14 protein-coding genes and 1 other annotated feature are annotated in these 14396 nt (G+C 59.9%); all 14 genes read right to left on the minus strand.

The genetic code is table 11. From position 1 onward, the window contains the following. Positions 1–152 precede the first annotated feature (152 nt). The 14 genes from ileS to PTZ19_RS15200 all read right to left on the minus strand — a co-directional run bounded on the left by ileS (position 153) and on the right by PTZ19_RS15200 (position 14238). Positions 153–3239 (minus strand): isoleucine--tRNA ligase, encoded by a 3087-nt coding sequence (gene ileS, locus PTZ19_RS15135; protein WP_276355906.1) that lies wholly within the window; start codon positions 3237–3239, stop codon positions 153–155. Between the two features lie 52 nt (positions 3240–3291). Continuing rightward, positions 3292–3560, minus strand: a binding site (T-box leader). 165 nt (positions 3561–3725) lie between these two features. Beyond that, positions 3726–4211, minus strand: a complete 486-nt coding sequence (locus PTZ19_RS15140) for a DivIVA domain-containing protein (protein WP_276355907.1) — start codon at positions 4209–4211, stop codon at positions 3726–3728. Positions 4212–4303: 92 nt separating this feature from the next. After that, a complete protein-coding gene (locus tag PTZ19_RS15145; protein ID WP_276355908.1) occupies positions 4304–5089 on the minus strand; it encodes a YlmH family RNA-binding protein in 786 nt (261 codons plus the stop codon). Positions 5090–5100: 11 nt separating this feature from the next. Next, entirely contained in the window at positions 5101–5370 is a 270-nt protein-coding gene (locus PTZ19_RS15150; RefSeq protein ID WP_276355909.1) for a YggT family protein, read from the minus strand. Positions 5371–5377: 7 nt separating this feature from the next. Continuing rightward, entirely contained in the window at positions 5378–5830 is a 453-nt protein-coding gene (locus PTZ19_RS15155; RefSeq protein ID WP_276355910.1) for a cell division protein SepF, read from the minus strand. 44 nt (positions 5831–5874) lie between these two features. After that, the gene (locus PTZ19_RS15160) at positions 5875–6570 is read right to left on the minus strand and encodes a YggS family pyridoxal phosphate-dependent enzyme (RefSeq protein ID WP_276355911.1); all 696 of its coding nucleotides are present in this window, start codon (positions 6568–6570) and stop codon (positions 5875–5877) included. Continuing rightward, positions 6567–7373, minus strand: coding sequence for a peptidoglycan editing factor PgeF (gene pgeF, locus PTZ19_RS15165; RefSeq protein WP_276355912.1), 807 nt, complete (start codon positions 7371–7373; stop codon positions 6567–6569). Before pgeF ends, PTZ19_RS15160 begins: the two co-directional genes overlap by 4 nt. A 123-nt stretch (positions 7374–7496) precedes the next feature. Beyond that, positions 7497–7769 carry a YlmC/YmxH family sporulation protein gene (locus PTZ19_RS15170; protein ID WP_276355913.1) on the minus strand — a complete coding sequence of 91 codons (273 nt, stop codon included), beginning with the start codon at positions 7767–7769 and terminating at the stop codon, positions 7497–7499. Between the two features lie 143 nt (positions 7770–7912). Next, positions 7913–8695 (minus strand): RNA polymerase sporulation sigma factor SigG, encoded by a 783-nt coding sequence (gene sigG, locus PTZ19_RS15175; RefSeq protein WP_276355914.1) that lies wholly within the window; start codon positions 8693–8695, stop codon positions 7913–7915. A gap of 132 nt (positions 8696–8827) precedes the next feature. Next, positions 8828–9550, minus strand: coding sequence for an RNA polymerase sporulation sigma factor SigE (sigE, locus tag PTZ19_RS15180; RefSeq protein WP_276355915.1), 723 nt, complete (start codon positions 9548–9550; stop codon positions 8828–8830). Between the two features lie 19 nt (positions 9551–9569). Next, entirely contained in the window at positions 9570–10532 is a 963-nt protein-coding gene (locus tag PTZ19_RS15185; protein WP_276355916.1) for a sigma-E processing peptidase SpoIIGA, read from the minus strand. Between the two features lie 236 nt (positions 10533–10768). Then, positions 10769–12310 carry an ABC transporter substrate-binding protein gene (locus PTZ19_RS15190; RefSeq protein ID WP_276355917.1) on the minus strand — a complete coding sequence of 514 codons (1542 nt, stop codon included), beginning with the start codon at positions 12308–12310 and terminating at the stop codon, positions 10769–10771. Between the two features lie 98 nt (positions 12311–12408). Further along, positions 12409–13344: a carbohydrate ABC transporter permease gene (locus tag PTZ19_RS15195; protein WP_276355918.1), complete on the minus strand. Its 936-nt coding sequence runs from the start codon at positions 13342–13344 to the stop codon at positions 12409–12411. Between the two features lie 12 nt (positions 13345–13356). Then, the gene (locus tag PTZ19_RS15200; protein ID WP_276356014.1) at positions 13357–14238 is read right to left on the minus strand and encodes an ABC transporter permease; all 882 of its coding nucleotides are present in this window, start codon (positions 14236–14238) and stop codon (positions 13357–13359) included. Positions 14239–14396: the final 158 nt, after the last annotated feature.

A 14396-nucleotide genomic window follows, 5' to 3' on the forward strand; every position in this document is an offset into this window, starting at 1 on the left:
GGAATTCCCGTCGATCGGACGTTGTTCCTTTTCGGACAAAAGCGTCACCGCCTATTCTAACGGACTGTTCCTTTAGAATGAGTCGAAAAGCCGATCCGTAACCCTCGCGGGCACGAATCGGCTTTTTGCCTGGCAATGCGCGTTTCCAATTTTTACGCCTCGATCGACAGCCCGATCGTCTTGTCTCCCGCCTGCACCCGCTCCATGTCCTCTTTGAGGTCGAACGCGACCTCCCGAAGCAGGACGTTTTCGCGAAGCACGTGTTCGAACGCCTGGATCGCCGCCACCGTCTCGGCATCGGCGTCGATCGTGAGCCGGATGCGGGCCTCGATCGGCAGGTCCAGCTTTTTGCGGGTATCCTGCACGGCTCGGATCACTTCGCGGACCAGTCCCTCTTGCTCCAGCTCCGGCGTGATTTCCGTGTTCAGCGCCACGGTCACGCCTCCGCCGGACGCGGACGCGAAGCCGGACTTGGCTTCCTTCTCCACGAGCAGCTCCTCCAGCGGAATGTCGAGCGCTTCCCCTTCGGGGCTCGTCATCCGGAACGATCCGCCGGAGACGACCTCCCGGGCTTCCTCCGCCGTCAGCGATTTCAGCGCCTGCTGGATCGGCCCGACGTTTTTGCCGTACTTTTTGCCGCCGATCTTCAGGTTCAGCTTCATGTGGAAACGGACGAATCCGCTGTCGTCCGAGACTTGGGTGATGCGCTTGACGTTGAGCTCATCCAGGATGATCTCCTCGTACTTGGAAAGATCCAGGTCCGCGGACAGCGACACGAGCAGCTCGGACAGCGGCTGGCGCGTCTTGATGCCCGTCTCGTTGCGGACGTTGCGGGCCAGCTCCACGACGGCGCGGACCGCGGCCATGTCCCGTTCCAGCGCTTCGTCGGTGAGCGCCGGGTCTTCCTTCGGGAAGTCGGCCAAATGGACGCTCTCCCCGCCGCCCAGGTTGCGGTAAATGTCCTCCGCTACGAACGGAACGTATGGCGCGATCAAGCGGGACACCGTCAGCAGCGTGTCGCGCAGCGTATGGTACGCGGCCGCTTTATCGTCCGTCAGCCCGCTTCCCCAGAAGCGGTCGCGGGAGCGGCGGACATACCAATTGGACAGCTCGTCGACGAAACCTTCGATCGCCCGGGCCGGGTTCAGGAAGTCGTTGGCGTCCAGGCCTTTGCGGACTTCCCCTGCCAGCGTGTTCAGCCGGGACAGGATCCAGCGGTCCAGCTTGTTGTCCGACTTGCGGCGCGGATGCTTCTTTGGATCGAATCCGTCGATGTCGGCGTAGAGCGCGTAGAACGCGTGCGTGTTGACCAGCGTGTCGATGACTTTCGATTTCGCTTCGGCGACGATCGTCTTGGAAAACCGCTTGCTGTTCCAGGGCGCGCTGTCCGCCAGCAGCGCCCAGCGGAACGCGTCGGTGCCGAATTCGTCGATGATCTCCCACGGGTCGATGACGTTGCCTTTGGACTTGCTCATTTTCTGCCCGTTCTCGTCCAGCACGTGGCCGGTCGAAATGACGGATTTATACGGCACCTGGCCGTTGTACAGCGTGGAGACCGCCAGCAAGCTGAAGAACCAGCCGCGGGTCTGGTCGATGCCTTCGCAAATGAAGTCGGCCGGGTATTGCTCCCGGAACGTCTTTTCGTCCCCGAACGGATGATGGTACTGCGCGAACGGCATCGAGCCGCTGTCGAACCAGACGTCGATGACCTCGGGCGTGCGGTTCATCGTGCCGCCGCATTCGCAGCGCAGCTTCACGTCGTCCACGTACGGTTTATGCAGCTCGAGATCCTCCGCCACGTGACCGACGGCCAGCGAATGCAGTTCCGCGTGGCTGTGCGGCGCCTTCTCCTTGCCGCAGGACTCGCACACCCATACGTTAAGCGGCGTGCCCCAATACCGGTTCCGGCTGATGTTCCAGTCGACGAGATCCTCGAGGAACTTGCCGAAACGGCCATCCCGAAGGTGCTCCGGGTACCAGGCGATTTTCCGGTTGTTGGCGATGAGCTGGTCCTTCACCGCGGTCGTGCGGATGAACCAGCTTTCGGTCGCGTAGTAGAGCAGCGGCGTTTTGCAGCGCCAGCAGAACGGGTAGCTGTGCTCGTATTTTTCCTTGTGGTACAACAAGCCGCGGGCGGTCAAATCCTTGACGATGTCCACGTCGCAATCCTTGACGAAACGGCCGGCGAAGTCGGTGACTTCGTCGATGTACCGGCCGGCGTTGTTCACGACCATCAGCATCGGCAATCCGTGCTGGCGGGCCACCCGGTTGTCGTCTTCGCCGTGAGCCGGCGAAATGTGGACGATGCCCGTACCGCTGGCGTCGCTGACATAATCGGCGTCGACGATGCGGTAGGCGTTCTCTACCTTCGCGTATTGGAAAAGCGGCTCGTACGTCAAGCCGACCAGGTCGCGGCCTTTCACGGACCCCAGCGTCTCGTACTCGCCCTTCATGACCTTCTCGGCCAACGTGCCGGCGACGATGTACGTCTCGTCACCTTGGCGGACGCGAACGTAATCGATGTCCGGGTGAACGGCCAGCGCGACGTTGGCCGGCAGCGTCCACGGCGTCGTCGTCCAGGCGAGGACGTATTCGCCGCTGTCCTTCAGGCGGAATTTGGCCGTCGCGGTCAGATCCTTGACGTCTTCGTATCCTTGGGCGACTTCATGCGAGCTGAGCGTCGTCTGGCAATCCGGGCAATACGGGCTGACGCGGTGGCCCCGGTACAGCAGGCCTTTGTCGTGGATCGTGGCCAAGATGTTCCAGACGCTCTCGATATACTCGTTGCGGAGCGTGATGTACGGGTCGTCGAGATCCGTCCAATAGGCGATCGCTTCGGTCAGCTCGCGCCACTGGCGCTCGTATTCGAACACGCTCTCCTTGCATTTCTGGATGAACGGCTCGATGCCGTATTTCTCGATTTCCTGCTTGCCGGAGATGCCGAGCTGCTTCTCCACGCCCAATTCGACCGGCAGCCCGTGCGTGTCCCATCCCGCCTTGCGGATGACCCGGTAACCGGACATCGTCTTGTAGCGGCTGACGAAGTCTTTGATGACGCGGCCCAGCACGTGCCCGATGTGGGGCTTGCCGTTCGCGGTCGGCGGTCCTTCGTAGAAGACGAAGTTCGGCCGGCCGGCGCGGTTCTCGATCGATCTCCGGAAGGTATCTTCCCGGTTCCACGTTTCCAAAATGCGTTGCTCGCGGGCTCTGGCCCGTTCTTTGACGTCGATTCGGCGCATCCCGTACACCCCTTCTTTTCTGATCGCAAAATAAAAAAAAGCCCCGTCCCCCGAAAGGGACGAGGCGTGCTCGCGGTACCACCCTTGTTCCGCCGCTATGCCCGTTCGAAAGGCAGAGGGACGGCACTTGTCGGCCGATCGGCGATCGGCCCGCCCGGTAACGGCAGGCATCCGGCGCCCTCTACTGAGCCGCGGATCCGCGGGCAGGTTCAAGGGGCGTCTCGGGGACGATGTTCAGCCGGGTCCGAACGTTGGCTCGCAGCGGCCGCCAACTCTCTGGGATCGGAAACTCCGCTTACTGGTTCCCGTCTTCGACGTTTGCCATGTGCAATCTTATTATTGTTATACGGTTTGGCGCGCCTTTTGTCAAATCCTTCGGCGCCCGGCCGTGACGAGGCTGGGCATCGTTTCCGGTACGACGCAAAAAAACCGCCCAAGCGGATTTCTCCTCACGGACGGTTCCCCAGGCCGGTCCATCGTTCCGGCTTACGCTTCGATTTCCTTCGGCTCTCGCGTGTCGAGCGAATCCCAGCCGTCCTTGCCGAGCAAGTCGAGCTGCGTCTCCACGAGCGCGCGGAACCGGGCGCGGTAAATCGCGGCCTGCTTCTTCAGCTCCTCGACTTCCAGCGCGACTTTGCGCGACTTGGCGAGCGAGTCGTTGATGATCCGGTCGGCGTTCTTCTCCGCTTCCTTCACGATCAGCTGCGCTTCCTTCTTCGCGTTGTTCTTGAGCTCGTCCGCCGCTTCCTGGGCGACGATGATCGTCTTGCTGAGCGTCTCTTCGATGTTCGCGAAGTGGCCGAGCTTCTCCTGCATCGTCGCAAGCTGGTTCTGCAGCTCTTTATTTTCGCGGATCATGGCCTCGTAATCCTTGATGATCTGATCAAGGAACTCGTTGACCTCGTCTTCGTCATATCCACGCAGCCGCCGGCTGAATTCCTTGTTATGGATGTCGAGTGGCGATAATGGCATGGTCTTGCCTCCTCCTATATGCTTTCCGTTAAAGCCGTGCCTTCTTTACAAGGAGTAAATTCGACGGGACCCGCGAAAATCCTTCCGCGTTTCTACACAAATTTGCCGATTCGCACCCGGGTTCTGCCGCTTTTCGACAGCCCTTCGACTCCGACTACCTTGAACCGGCCGAAACCTTTCATCGAGACGACGTCACCTTCCCGCAGCGGGACCGACGGATCTTCCACGGTTTTCCAGTTCACCCGGCAACGGCCGGCCCGGATCGGCTCGACGATTTTCGCCCGGCTGAGCCGGTAGACGTCGCCGGCGATGCCGTCCAGCCGCAAAGAAGCGACCGAGACGGTCATCTCCTCCCATTGCGGTTGGACGACCCGCAGCTCCGAGAGCGGCATTACGGCAACGCGGACGTCCACCCGATGGGCCTGTTTCATATGCCCGACCAGGAAATCCCCGATCTCCTCCGCGATCACCGCATGGCAGCCGTCTTCCCGGACATGCAGGTCCCCGATCTTCTCCCGTTTGATCCCGAGTCCGAGCAAAGCTCCGAGATAATCCCCATGGTCCAATTCGGAAATCCGCCGGTCCTCGGACGAGATGTCCAGCACCGCGATGCCCATGTCTCCCTCATCCAACGCCCGATAGTCCGGCGCGATCAAAGCCCGCTTTCGCTCCGCCTCGGGGCTTCCGCCATCCAGCCTTACCGCGGCGTCCGGATGGCGATTCGCCAGCGTAGACAAAATAAACGCCTGGCGGGGATCGAGAAAATCGGTCCGCCGCATCTCATGACGCTCGGCGGCGCGCTCGACCCATTCCCAGGCGCGGTCCACGAAAGCTTTTTCTTCCGGGTGGAAATGCGAATAAATCTCGCTCTTGCTCATAAGCACCCTTCCTAACTGCGGCTGAAAAACGAAACGATGGCATCCAGGCCGGCCGCCACGAAGCGCAGCGCGAACAGCGCGATGATCGGCGAGATGTCGAGAATGCCGCCGATCGGCGGAATCAGCCTGCGAAAAGGGCGCAAATACGGTTCGACGAGCTTGCCGAGGAAATCGCCGACCACGCTGTTCTTCACCGCGGGCAGCCAGGACATCAGCACGTAGATCAAGATCATGTAGAAATAGACGTTATAAAGCAAATAAATGTAACCGCTGATCGTCAATTCGGAGTCACCTCATTTTGGGATAATCGGCATCCTCCGAGAGCATCTCCGTGATCGTGCCCGACACTTCCACGGAATCCGGCGTGCAGAGGAAAATGTCGGGTCCAAGCTTGGAAATAGTCCCGCCGAGCGCGTAAACGGTGCCGCTGAGAAAGTCGACGATCCGGATCGCGTGCTCGCGGCGAATCCGCTGGAGGTTGACCACGACGGAACGGCGGGATTTCAGATGATCGGCGATCTCCTGGGCTTCCTCGTACGTTCTCGGTTCGGTAAGCACCATGCGGGCGCTTTTTTGGGAATGGATGCTGACCACGTTATTCTTACTCCCATTCCTACGCGATTCGAAAGGGGAAGTTTCAATTTCCGTTTCTTCCCGGGCGCCCGCGCGCTCGGTATCCCGCTCGATCTCTTCTTCCTCCTGAAGCCCCAGGTAATTCAAGAATCGGTTCATGACGCCCATGGTTAGCCCTCCTCCAAATGTCCGTTCCGCCCCGGTACGGATCGTTATCCTTCTCTATTTTCCTTGCCGACCAATACCGTACCCAGCCGAACCCAGGTCGCGCCTTCTTCCACCGCGACTTCGAAGTCGTTCGACATCCCCATCGACAGCTCCCGCAAGGGGACGTCCGTAAGCCCGATCCGATTCAGCTCGTCCCTGAGCTCCCGAAGGCCGCGGAATACCGGGCGCGTACGCTCCGGATCTTCTTCGTGCGGGGCCATCGTCATGAGACCGATCGGCTTGACCGCCGGGAAGGCGCGCAGCCCGCCCAGAAATTCGGGCACTTGCTCGGGAGGCAAACCGTGTTTGCTCTCTTCCCCGGATACGTTCACTTGAATCAGGCACGGCACTTCGATGCCGAGCGCGGACGCCTTCTTCTGAATGGCTTCCGCCAGCGGCAGCCGGTCCAGCGAATGGATATAATCGAAACGGCCGACGACGTCTTTCGCTTTATTCGTCTGAAGGGAACCTATGTAATGGAAGACGGCTTGTCCCTTCAGAAGCTCCCACTTGTCCTTCGCGTCGGGCCAACGGTTCTCCCCGATCTGACGGACGCCCGCGCCGACGGCTTCCGCCGCCGTCTGCGCCGAAACGTACTTGGTGACGGCGATGACCGTCACGTCTTCCCGTTTGCGGCCGGAGCGCGCGCACGCCTCCGCGAGTCTGCGTTCCACGTCCCGCAGCCGGCTGTCCAGCGTCACGGCAACGTCACCTCTTTTTTCCTGCCCAACCAGCTCATCATCCGTCCGGCTTTCCCCTTCTCCGCGCGATGGGAGAAAAACAGATCGGTCCGACAGCTGGTGCACCAACTAGACATTTCGATGCGGCTCGGCAATATTCCTGCTTTTATCATAAGGTGTCGGTTTAATTCTTTCAAGTCGAGCCTGGCTTTGCCGTCCGCCGTCGGATGAAGGACGGGTTTGTCTTCGGCCATCGGAAGCACCCGCCGGATGACGACGTCGTCCACCTCGTAGCAGCACGCCCCGATCGAAGGGCCGATCGCCGCTCGCAGATCCGCGGGTCTCGTGCCGTACGTTTCGGCCATTCGGGCGACGGCACGTCCGGCGATGTCCGCCACGGTGCCTTTCCAGCCGGCGTGCGCCAGTCCGATCGCTCCGGTGACGGGATCGTGGAAATACAGCGGCACGCAGTCGGCGAAATATTGGACGAGCAAAACGCCCGGTTCGTTCGTAACGAACGCGTCCGTATCTTGGAAAGCCGAATCCCGGTCCAAGCGGCCTTTGCCGGCATCTTCCCGCCGGACGACGGACGCCTCGGCTCCGTGCACTTGCTCCCCGCAAGTCCAAACGGCAAAATCCCAACCGAGCGCCTCGGCGACGGCGCGGCGCCTTTCGATGACCCGTGCCGGATCGTCCCCCACGTGCAGCGCGACGTTGCCGGCTTGCCGCGTCGTAAAACCGGCCGATACGCCTTCGCCGTCCCAGCCGGTCAGGGACAACCGCGAGGTTTCCCCTTCTCGGCCCAAGGGAGCGAATGGTTCCATGCCGCCTCACCTCCGCTCCTCAGTGTACCATAACCGGCGCCGGCGCCGAAATCGGACGTAAGCCCTCCAAGCTTCTCGGCGGATCTCCGAATAGACGGCCCCCGCATGCCTGCTTCCTCCGGCCTATCGATTGGCGGCTTCCCCTTCTTCGCGGTACGGTTTGGCGTCATCCAGCCGGACCAGCACGACGTCAGCCCCGATTTTGACGATGTTGCGCCAGGGAATGACCACGTCGTTGCCTCCCCCGAACATGCCGAAAAACCGCGTCACGGCCGGTACGACGATCGCTTCGATTCTCCCCTGTCTCAGGTCCAGTTCCAAATCGCTGATTTGCCCGAGCTTCTTGCCGTCCACGATGTTGATGACGTCCTTCGTCTGGAAATCGGAAATTTTCAACCCCGCCGCCCCCTTTCCGTTTCCTCCCCTTCCCCCTAAATATATGAGCCCGGCCCCCAAAAAGTCATGAAAAACGTTGCGAAACGGGTTCTCGATCCGACCGCGGCATAGAAACGCAAAAGGACCCTTGCGGGTCCGTCCTCTTACGTTTTCACGTGCTTCTGCATTTGCTGGATCGCCGACTTCTCGAGCCGGGACACCTGCGCCTGCGAGATGCCGATTTCCTCGGCGACCTCCATCTGCGTCTTGCCCTCGAAAAAACGCATCGAAAGAATCATTTTCTCCCTTTCGTTCAGCTTCCGCATCGCTTCGCGCAGCGCGATTTCCTCGATCCACTGGATGTCCTTGTTCCGCTCGTCGCTGATCTGGTCCATGACGTAGATCGGATCTCCCCCGTCGTGGTAGATCGGTTCGAACAGCGAAACCGGATCCTGAATGGCGTCGAGCGCGAATACGATGTCTTCCTTCGGCACGCCCAGTTCCGCGGAAATTTCCGAAATCGTCGGCTCCCGCGCGTGCTGGTTCGTCAGCTGGTCCCGGACCTGCAGCGCCTTGTAGGCGATGTCGCGAAGGCTGCGGGAGACCCGGATCGGATTGTTGTCCCGCAAGTAGCGGCGGATTTCCCCGATGATCATCGGCACCGCGTAGGTGGAGAACCGGACGTTCTGGCCGAGATCGAAATTGTCGATCGCCTTCATCAGCCCGATGCAGCCCACCTGGAACAGGTCGTCCACGTACTCCCCGCGGTTATTGAACCGTTGGATCACGCTGAGCACGAGCCGCAAATTCCCGTTGACCAGCTTCTCGCGGGCCTCCCATTCTCCCCGGGTTTGCAGAGCAAGAAACAATTCCCTCATCTCGGCGTTGGTCAGGACAGGAAGCTTAGAGGTGTCTACTCCACAAATTTCCACTTTGTTACGGGTCAATGGCAATTCCTCCCGGGAGCAAACGTTACTGTCAAGTATCTCCGGGGAGCCCCTTTTTATTCCGGTCGACTCCTGTCGAATCCGGGCGGACGAGGGCCGCGGACAAAAGAAAAGACGCGCCACGCGCGCCTTTCACACCATTTTGTTGAACTCCTTCCGGAGCCGTTTGATGATGCGTTTTTCCAATCTGGAAATGTACGATTGCGAAATGCCGAGCAGATCCGCGACGTCTTTCTGCGTCTTCTCTTCCCCGTCCGCCAGGCCGAACCTCAGCTCCATGATCGTCCGCTCGCGTTCGGTCAGTTTGTCCAGGGCTTTGTGCAGCAGCTTGCGGTCGACCTGTTCCTCGATGTTGCGGTAAATCGTGTCGTTTTCCGTTCCCAGCACGTCGGAGAGCAGCAGCTCGTTTCCGTCCCAATCGATGTTCAGCGGCTCGTCGAAACTGACCTCGGTCCGCGTTTTGCTGTTGCGGCGCAAATACATCAGGATTTCGTTCTCGATGCAGCGGGACGCGTAGGTGGCCAGCTTGATCTTCTTCTCGGGATCGAAGGTGTTGACCGCTTTGATCAAGCCGATCGCCCCGATCGACACCAGGTCTTCGATGTTGATCCCGGTGTTCTCGAATTTGCGCGCGATATACACGACAAGACGCAGGTTGCGCTCGATCAGCATCGCGCGGATCGCGGCGTCCCCCGACGGCAGGCGTTCCAACAAGTATTCTTCTTCCTCGCGGGTGAGCGGCGGGGGAAGCGCTTCGCTTCCTCCGATGTAGTAAACCTCTTCGCTCTTCCAACCGAGCCAGAGCAACAGGCGGTAGAGGGTCAGTTGGGACATCAGCTTCCATTTGACGAGCATGAGCGTTTTAAACCTCCTGTCAGGCGGGTTGGGATGGAGCCGGCCGCTCGCGGCCGGTTGCGACCAGATCAGGGTGAAGGATGGCGCGGTAAGCGCCATCGGACGACAGCCGGCCTCCGTCGAGGCCGATCAGCAGCCGGGTGGACACCGCCGCCGCCCCCCCTTCCCTCGATAACGTCACGGCATCGGGTTTGACGGCCAGCATCAGGCGGGAAACGCCGTTCACCCCGCGGTACGGCACCAGCCGAAGCCGATCCATCCAAGGGAACGCGTCCCGCGCGGCATCGTCCAGCTCCGAAATCAGCTTGTCTGCGGATTCGTTCTGCAGCCGCTCGCACCATCCGGAAGGAAGGTGCGGCCGCCATAAATCGGCTTCCAGGATCATGACCGGGATCCGGGTGAGCGGTTCGTACAGCCGATTGCCCGTGTCGAGCAAGGCGGGGATTTCCCACGTCTCCCCGCCCACGCGAATTTCCGCGCGCCAGAGCAGAGCGTCGGTATCGGCTTGCTTCGCCTTCACTTCGGACGTTCCGTGGAACAGCCACGCCGACAAGCCGAACGCGGCAGCGAACAACCCGAGCTGCATCCGCCAATCCAGCGCGAGACCGCCGTCTTGCGTGACCGACATCCCGCTCCAGGGAGAGCCTGCGGACTGCAGCAGGCTGCCGAGCCCGATCACCCCGCCGAGCGTGACGAAATTCACCGTATAGAAGACGCCGAACGTGCGGAGGAAAGCGAGCGGGCCGCCGTACCCGAAGGTAAGCAGCACCATCAGCGCCGACACGAGCACTTTGGCGCCCAGCGAATACAGGTAGGGAACGTCCGTCCAGAACATGGCGGCCGCGTATGCGGCGCCAAGCACGGAAGCGGCGGCCAGTCTGGCGCGGCCCGGCCGCAGGCGCCTCGCCTTGGCCGTGGCCAGCAGCACGGTGCCGTCGACGGCCAGATTCGTGAGAAACACCAAGTCCACATACACGACCACGGGAACCCCGTCCTTTGTCCGGATGTCCGAAATTCCGCCTGGATCGGGCCGGGATGGAATGTACCCAGTATAAGGGCTTTCGCGGCCGATGTCTGTCTAATCTTGCCGCCGCCGGCGGGGGTATTTTTGACGAATGCGGCCGGGGTTTGCGGGAGAAGCTCTCATGAAGGTTCCCTCTGCTGCACGGACAAAAGACAAGGGCCGTCCCATGGGAACGGCCCTTATCGCGGGTTCGATTACTTGGCAGCGAGGAAAGCGTCGAATTGCTTCTGCTTCTCGGCGATCACTTTGTCTACGCCGGCCGCTTTCAGCGCCGCTACGTATTCCGGCAGCACTTTGTCGATATCGACCGAACCGGTTTCCAGCGGTTTCTGGTACTGCTTGATGACGTTCGCAAGCGCGCCGACTTCCGCTTTCACGGGTTCGCCGTCGAATACGAAGCCGAGACCCGGAGAAGATTTGGCGCCGCTGTTGAACGCTTTGAACTGCTCCCACTTATCCGGCGCTTCCGTATTCCAGACATGGTTCAGGAATTGATTGCCGAGCTCCCACGCGACGCCGGGGGAATATTGCGGAGTCGCGGCGGTCGGCGTCATGATGTCTCCGTTCAGCGTATAATGCACGCCTTCGATCCCGAAATTCAGCAAGTTGTTGATTTCCTTGTCGGTATGGAGCAAGTTGATGAACATCATCGCCCGAGCCGGGTCCTTGGACGTCGAGGAAATCGCCAGCATCGCGCCCGCCGTTTCGGACGTCGCGACCGTTTTGCCCGTCAGCGTGATTTGCGCCAGCTTGCCGCCGAGGCCTGCGGCATTGGCGATTTCGTCCGCTTTGCCCGGCTTCATCGGCTCGACCGTCGAGAACACGTTGCCGGCTTTGTACGCATCTTGCGAAGACAGCTGCGTCGTGGCCGCGTCTTTATTGATATAGCCTTTCTGGAAATAGTCTCGCGCGACTTTCAGCGCATGCTTGTATTCGTCGAACTCCTCGGCCATTTTGACCGTCGTATCGTCTTTGCTCTTCAAAATAGCCCCGGGAATCGTTCCGTCGCCGAGGAAGTCGAATTCCACGAAGTAGTGGGCCGCGAACACTCCGCCGGTCGTATAGAGCGGGATCATGTCCGGCTTCTTTTCCTTGACGACTTTGTAGATCGCATCCAGGTCTTCGATCGTCTTGACTTTGCTCATATCGAGGCCGAGCTCATCGGCGATGTCTTTGCGGTACACGATGCCGCCTGCGGAGGCCAGCTCTTTGTTGGTCGGAATGCCGTAGTTTTTGCCTTTGATCTTGGAACCTTCCAGGAAGGCGGGATCCAACGAATCCTTGATGCCTTGGCCGTACTGGTCGAGCAGCGAACCCAGTTCCAGGTACGCCCCCTTGGCCACGTTCTTCGCATAGCCGTTCCATTGGGCGGTGAACAGAACGTCCGCCGGCTCGCGGGAAGCGATCAGCAGGTTCATCTTGTCATCCCATGCGCCCCAGTCGATCGGAGCGATGTCGATCGTCGCGTTGATTTTCTCGGTCAACAGCTTGTTCAGCGCTTCTTCGACTTTGGCTTCATCCGCTTGCGGCGGACCTTCATATACGAGCTTTAGCTGATAAGGCTTCAAATCCGATGCCGCCGAAGAAGAAGCCTTGCTGCCGCTCTCGGACGGCTCGCCGCCGTTGCCCCCGCTGCTGCCGCCGCTTTTGCCGCCGCCGCCGCAAGCCGCAACGGCGAGCGCGACCGCCGCCAGCACGGCGAGAAGCATGAACGCTCGTTGATTCGCGTGCTTCATGACTGGTGGACCTCCCCAATTCGAAATTTATGCTCAACCGGCATTCCGGTTCAAGCCGCGAGGGAAGAAGTCGACGATTCCGCTCCCGGCGCCGCATCTTATCCTTTGACGGCGCCGACGGTGAGGCCTCGGACGAAGTACCGCTGAAAGAACGGATAGGCGAAAACGATCGGGCCTACGCCGACGATGACCAGCGCCATCCGGACCGTCTCGCTCGGGAAGTTGAACATCCCCCCGGCCCGGGCGATCTCCGCCGCGGCCGTCGGGTTGCTCGACAAAAATTGGATGTTCGCCAGCATCTTGTAGAGCAAGTACTGTACCGATATATTGCGGTTGTCCGTGATGAACACGAGACTCAAGAACCAATCGTTCCAATACGCCAGCGTCTGAAACAACGACACCGTCGCCAGAACCGGCATCGACAGCGGGAGCACGATCCGGATGAAAATCCGCAATTCGCCCGCCCCGTCGATTTTGGCCGACTCCAGCACTTGCTGGGGAATCGTCTCCTTGAAGAACGTCCGGGTGATCAGCACCCAGAACGCCGACATGATCAGCGGCATGATCAGCGACCACAGCGTGTCCTTCAGGTCCAGCATCTGCACGTACACCAGATACCAGGGCACGAGTCCTCCGGAGAACAGCATCGTGAAGAAGACGAAAAAAGTGAAAAACTTGGCGTGAGGAAAGTTGGAACGCGAAATCGGGTACGCATACAGCGCGATGACGATCATGCTCAGGACGGTGCCGATGACGGTAACGGCGATGGAAATGCCGTACGAATGGAGAATTTGCCCGATATCCTTGAACAGAAACTCGTAAGCGGCCGTGTTGAATCGATCGGGCAGAAACCGGTACCCGTTCTTCACGACCGACCGCTCGTCGGAGATGGAAACCGTGACGATGAGAAGCAGCGGAATGATGCACAGCAAAGAGTAGACGACGAAAAATGTATGAATGCCAAGCGACGCGAGGGAGGACGGTCGATTGTTCGGATGGGATCCGGCTTGGATTTTGCTTGCAGATGCAGCCATCGGTTTCTCCTCCTAGAAAAGCGCGTTTTCGCTGTTGAGCCGGCGCACGACCCAATTCGACAGGAACACCAGCACGAACCCGACGACCGACTGGAACAACCCCGCCGCCGACGAGAGACCGATATCCCCGACGGTCAGGAACGTTCGGTACACGTAAGTGTCGATGACGTTCGTCACGGGAAACAACGCGCCCGATTCGCGCGGCACTTGGAAAAACAAGCCGAAGTCGGCGTTGAAAATGCGCCCGATCTGCAGCAGCGTCATGATCGTGATCACCGGCATGATCAACGGAACCGTAATCCCCTTCATCTGCTGCCATCTGCTGGCTCCGTCGATCGTGGCCGCTTCGTAATATTCGTCGTCGATGCCGATCATGGCCGCCATGTAGACGACCGCGTAGTAGCCCATGCCTTTCCACGTATTGATCAACGGCAGCACGATCGGCCACACTTCCTTCGTGAAGTACCAACGGATCGGCTCCAGGCCCAAAGCCGGCAGCAGCGTGCCGTTCAAGTAACCGTGCTCGTCGCTCATGAAACCGAATACGAGATAGGAGATGACGATCATCGACAGGAAGAACGGCAGGAACATGATCGTCTGATGCAGCTTCGAGAGAAAGCGGTTCTTCATCTCGTTCAGCATCAACGCGAACGCGAGCGGGATCGTCATGTTCAGCGCGATGAACAGCGAGTTGTAGAGAAGCGTATTGCGGATGATGACGTACGAATCGTGCGACTGGAACAGGAACTTGAAGTTCGTGAATCCCGACCAGGGACTGCCCAAGATCCCGTCGGAGTAGTTGATCGTCTTGAACGCGATGACGATGCCGGCCATCGGAATGTAGTTGTTCAAGACGAGCAGCGCGACGCCCGGGAGCAGCATCAAGTAAAACATCCAGAATCGACGTATGTTCCTCAATCCGACCCCTCCTCCGGCTCCCTGCTGCTCGATTGTACGAAGACGCGCCCTCCCCCCTCTATCGCCGACGTGACCGAATTAACACTCCGATGACTTTTTGCTTCGGGGAAACCGATATCCGGCGCTTCCCTTCG

Origin of the sequence: Cohnella caldifontis, assembly GCF_029360585.1 — a bacterium.
Taxonomy (GTDB): domain Bacteria; phylum Bacillota; class Bacilli; order Paenibacillales; family Paenibacillaceae; genus Cohnella; species Cohnella caldifontis.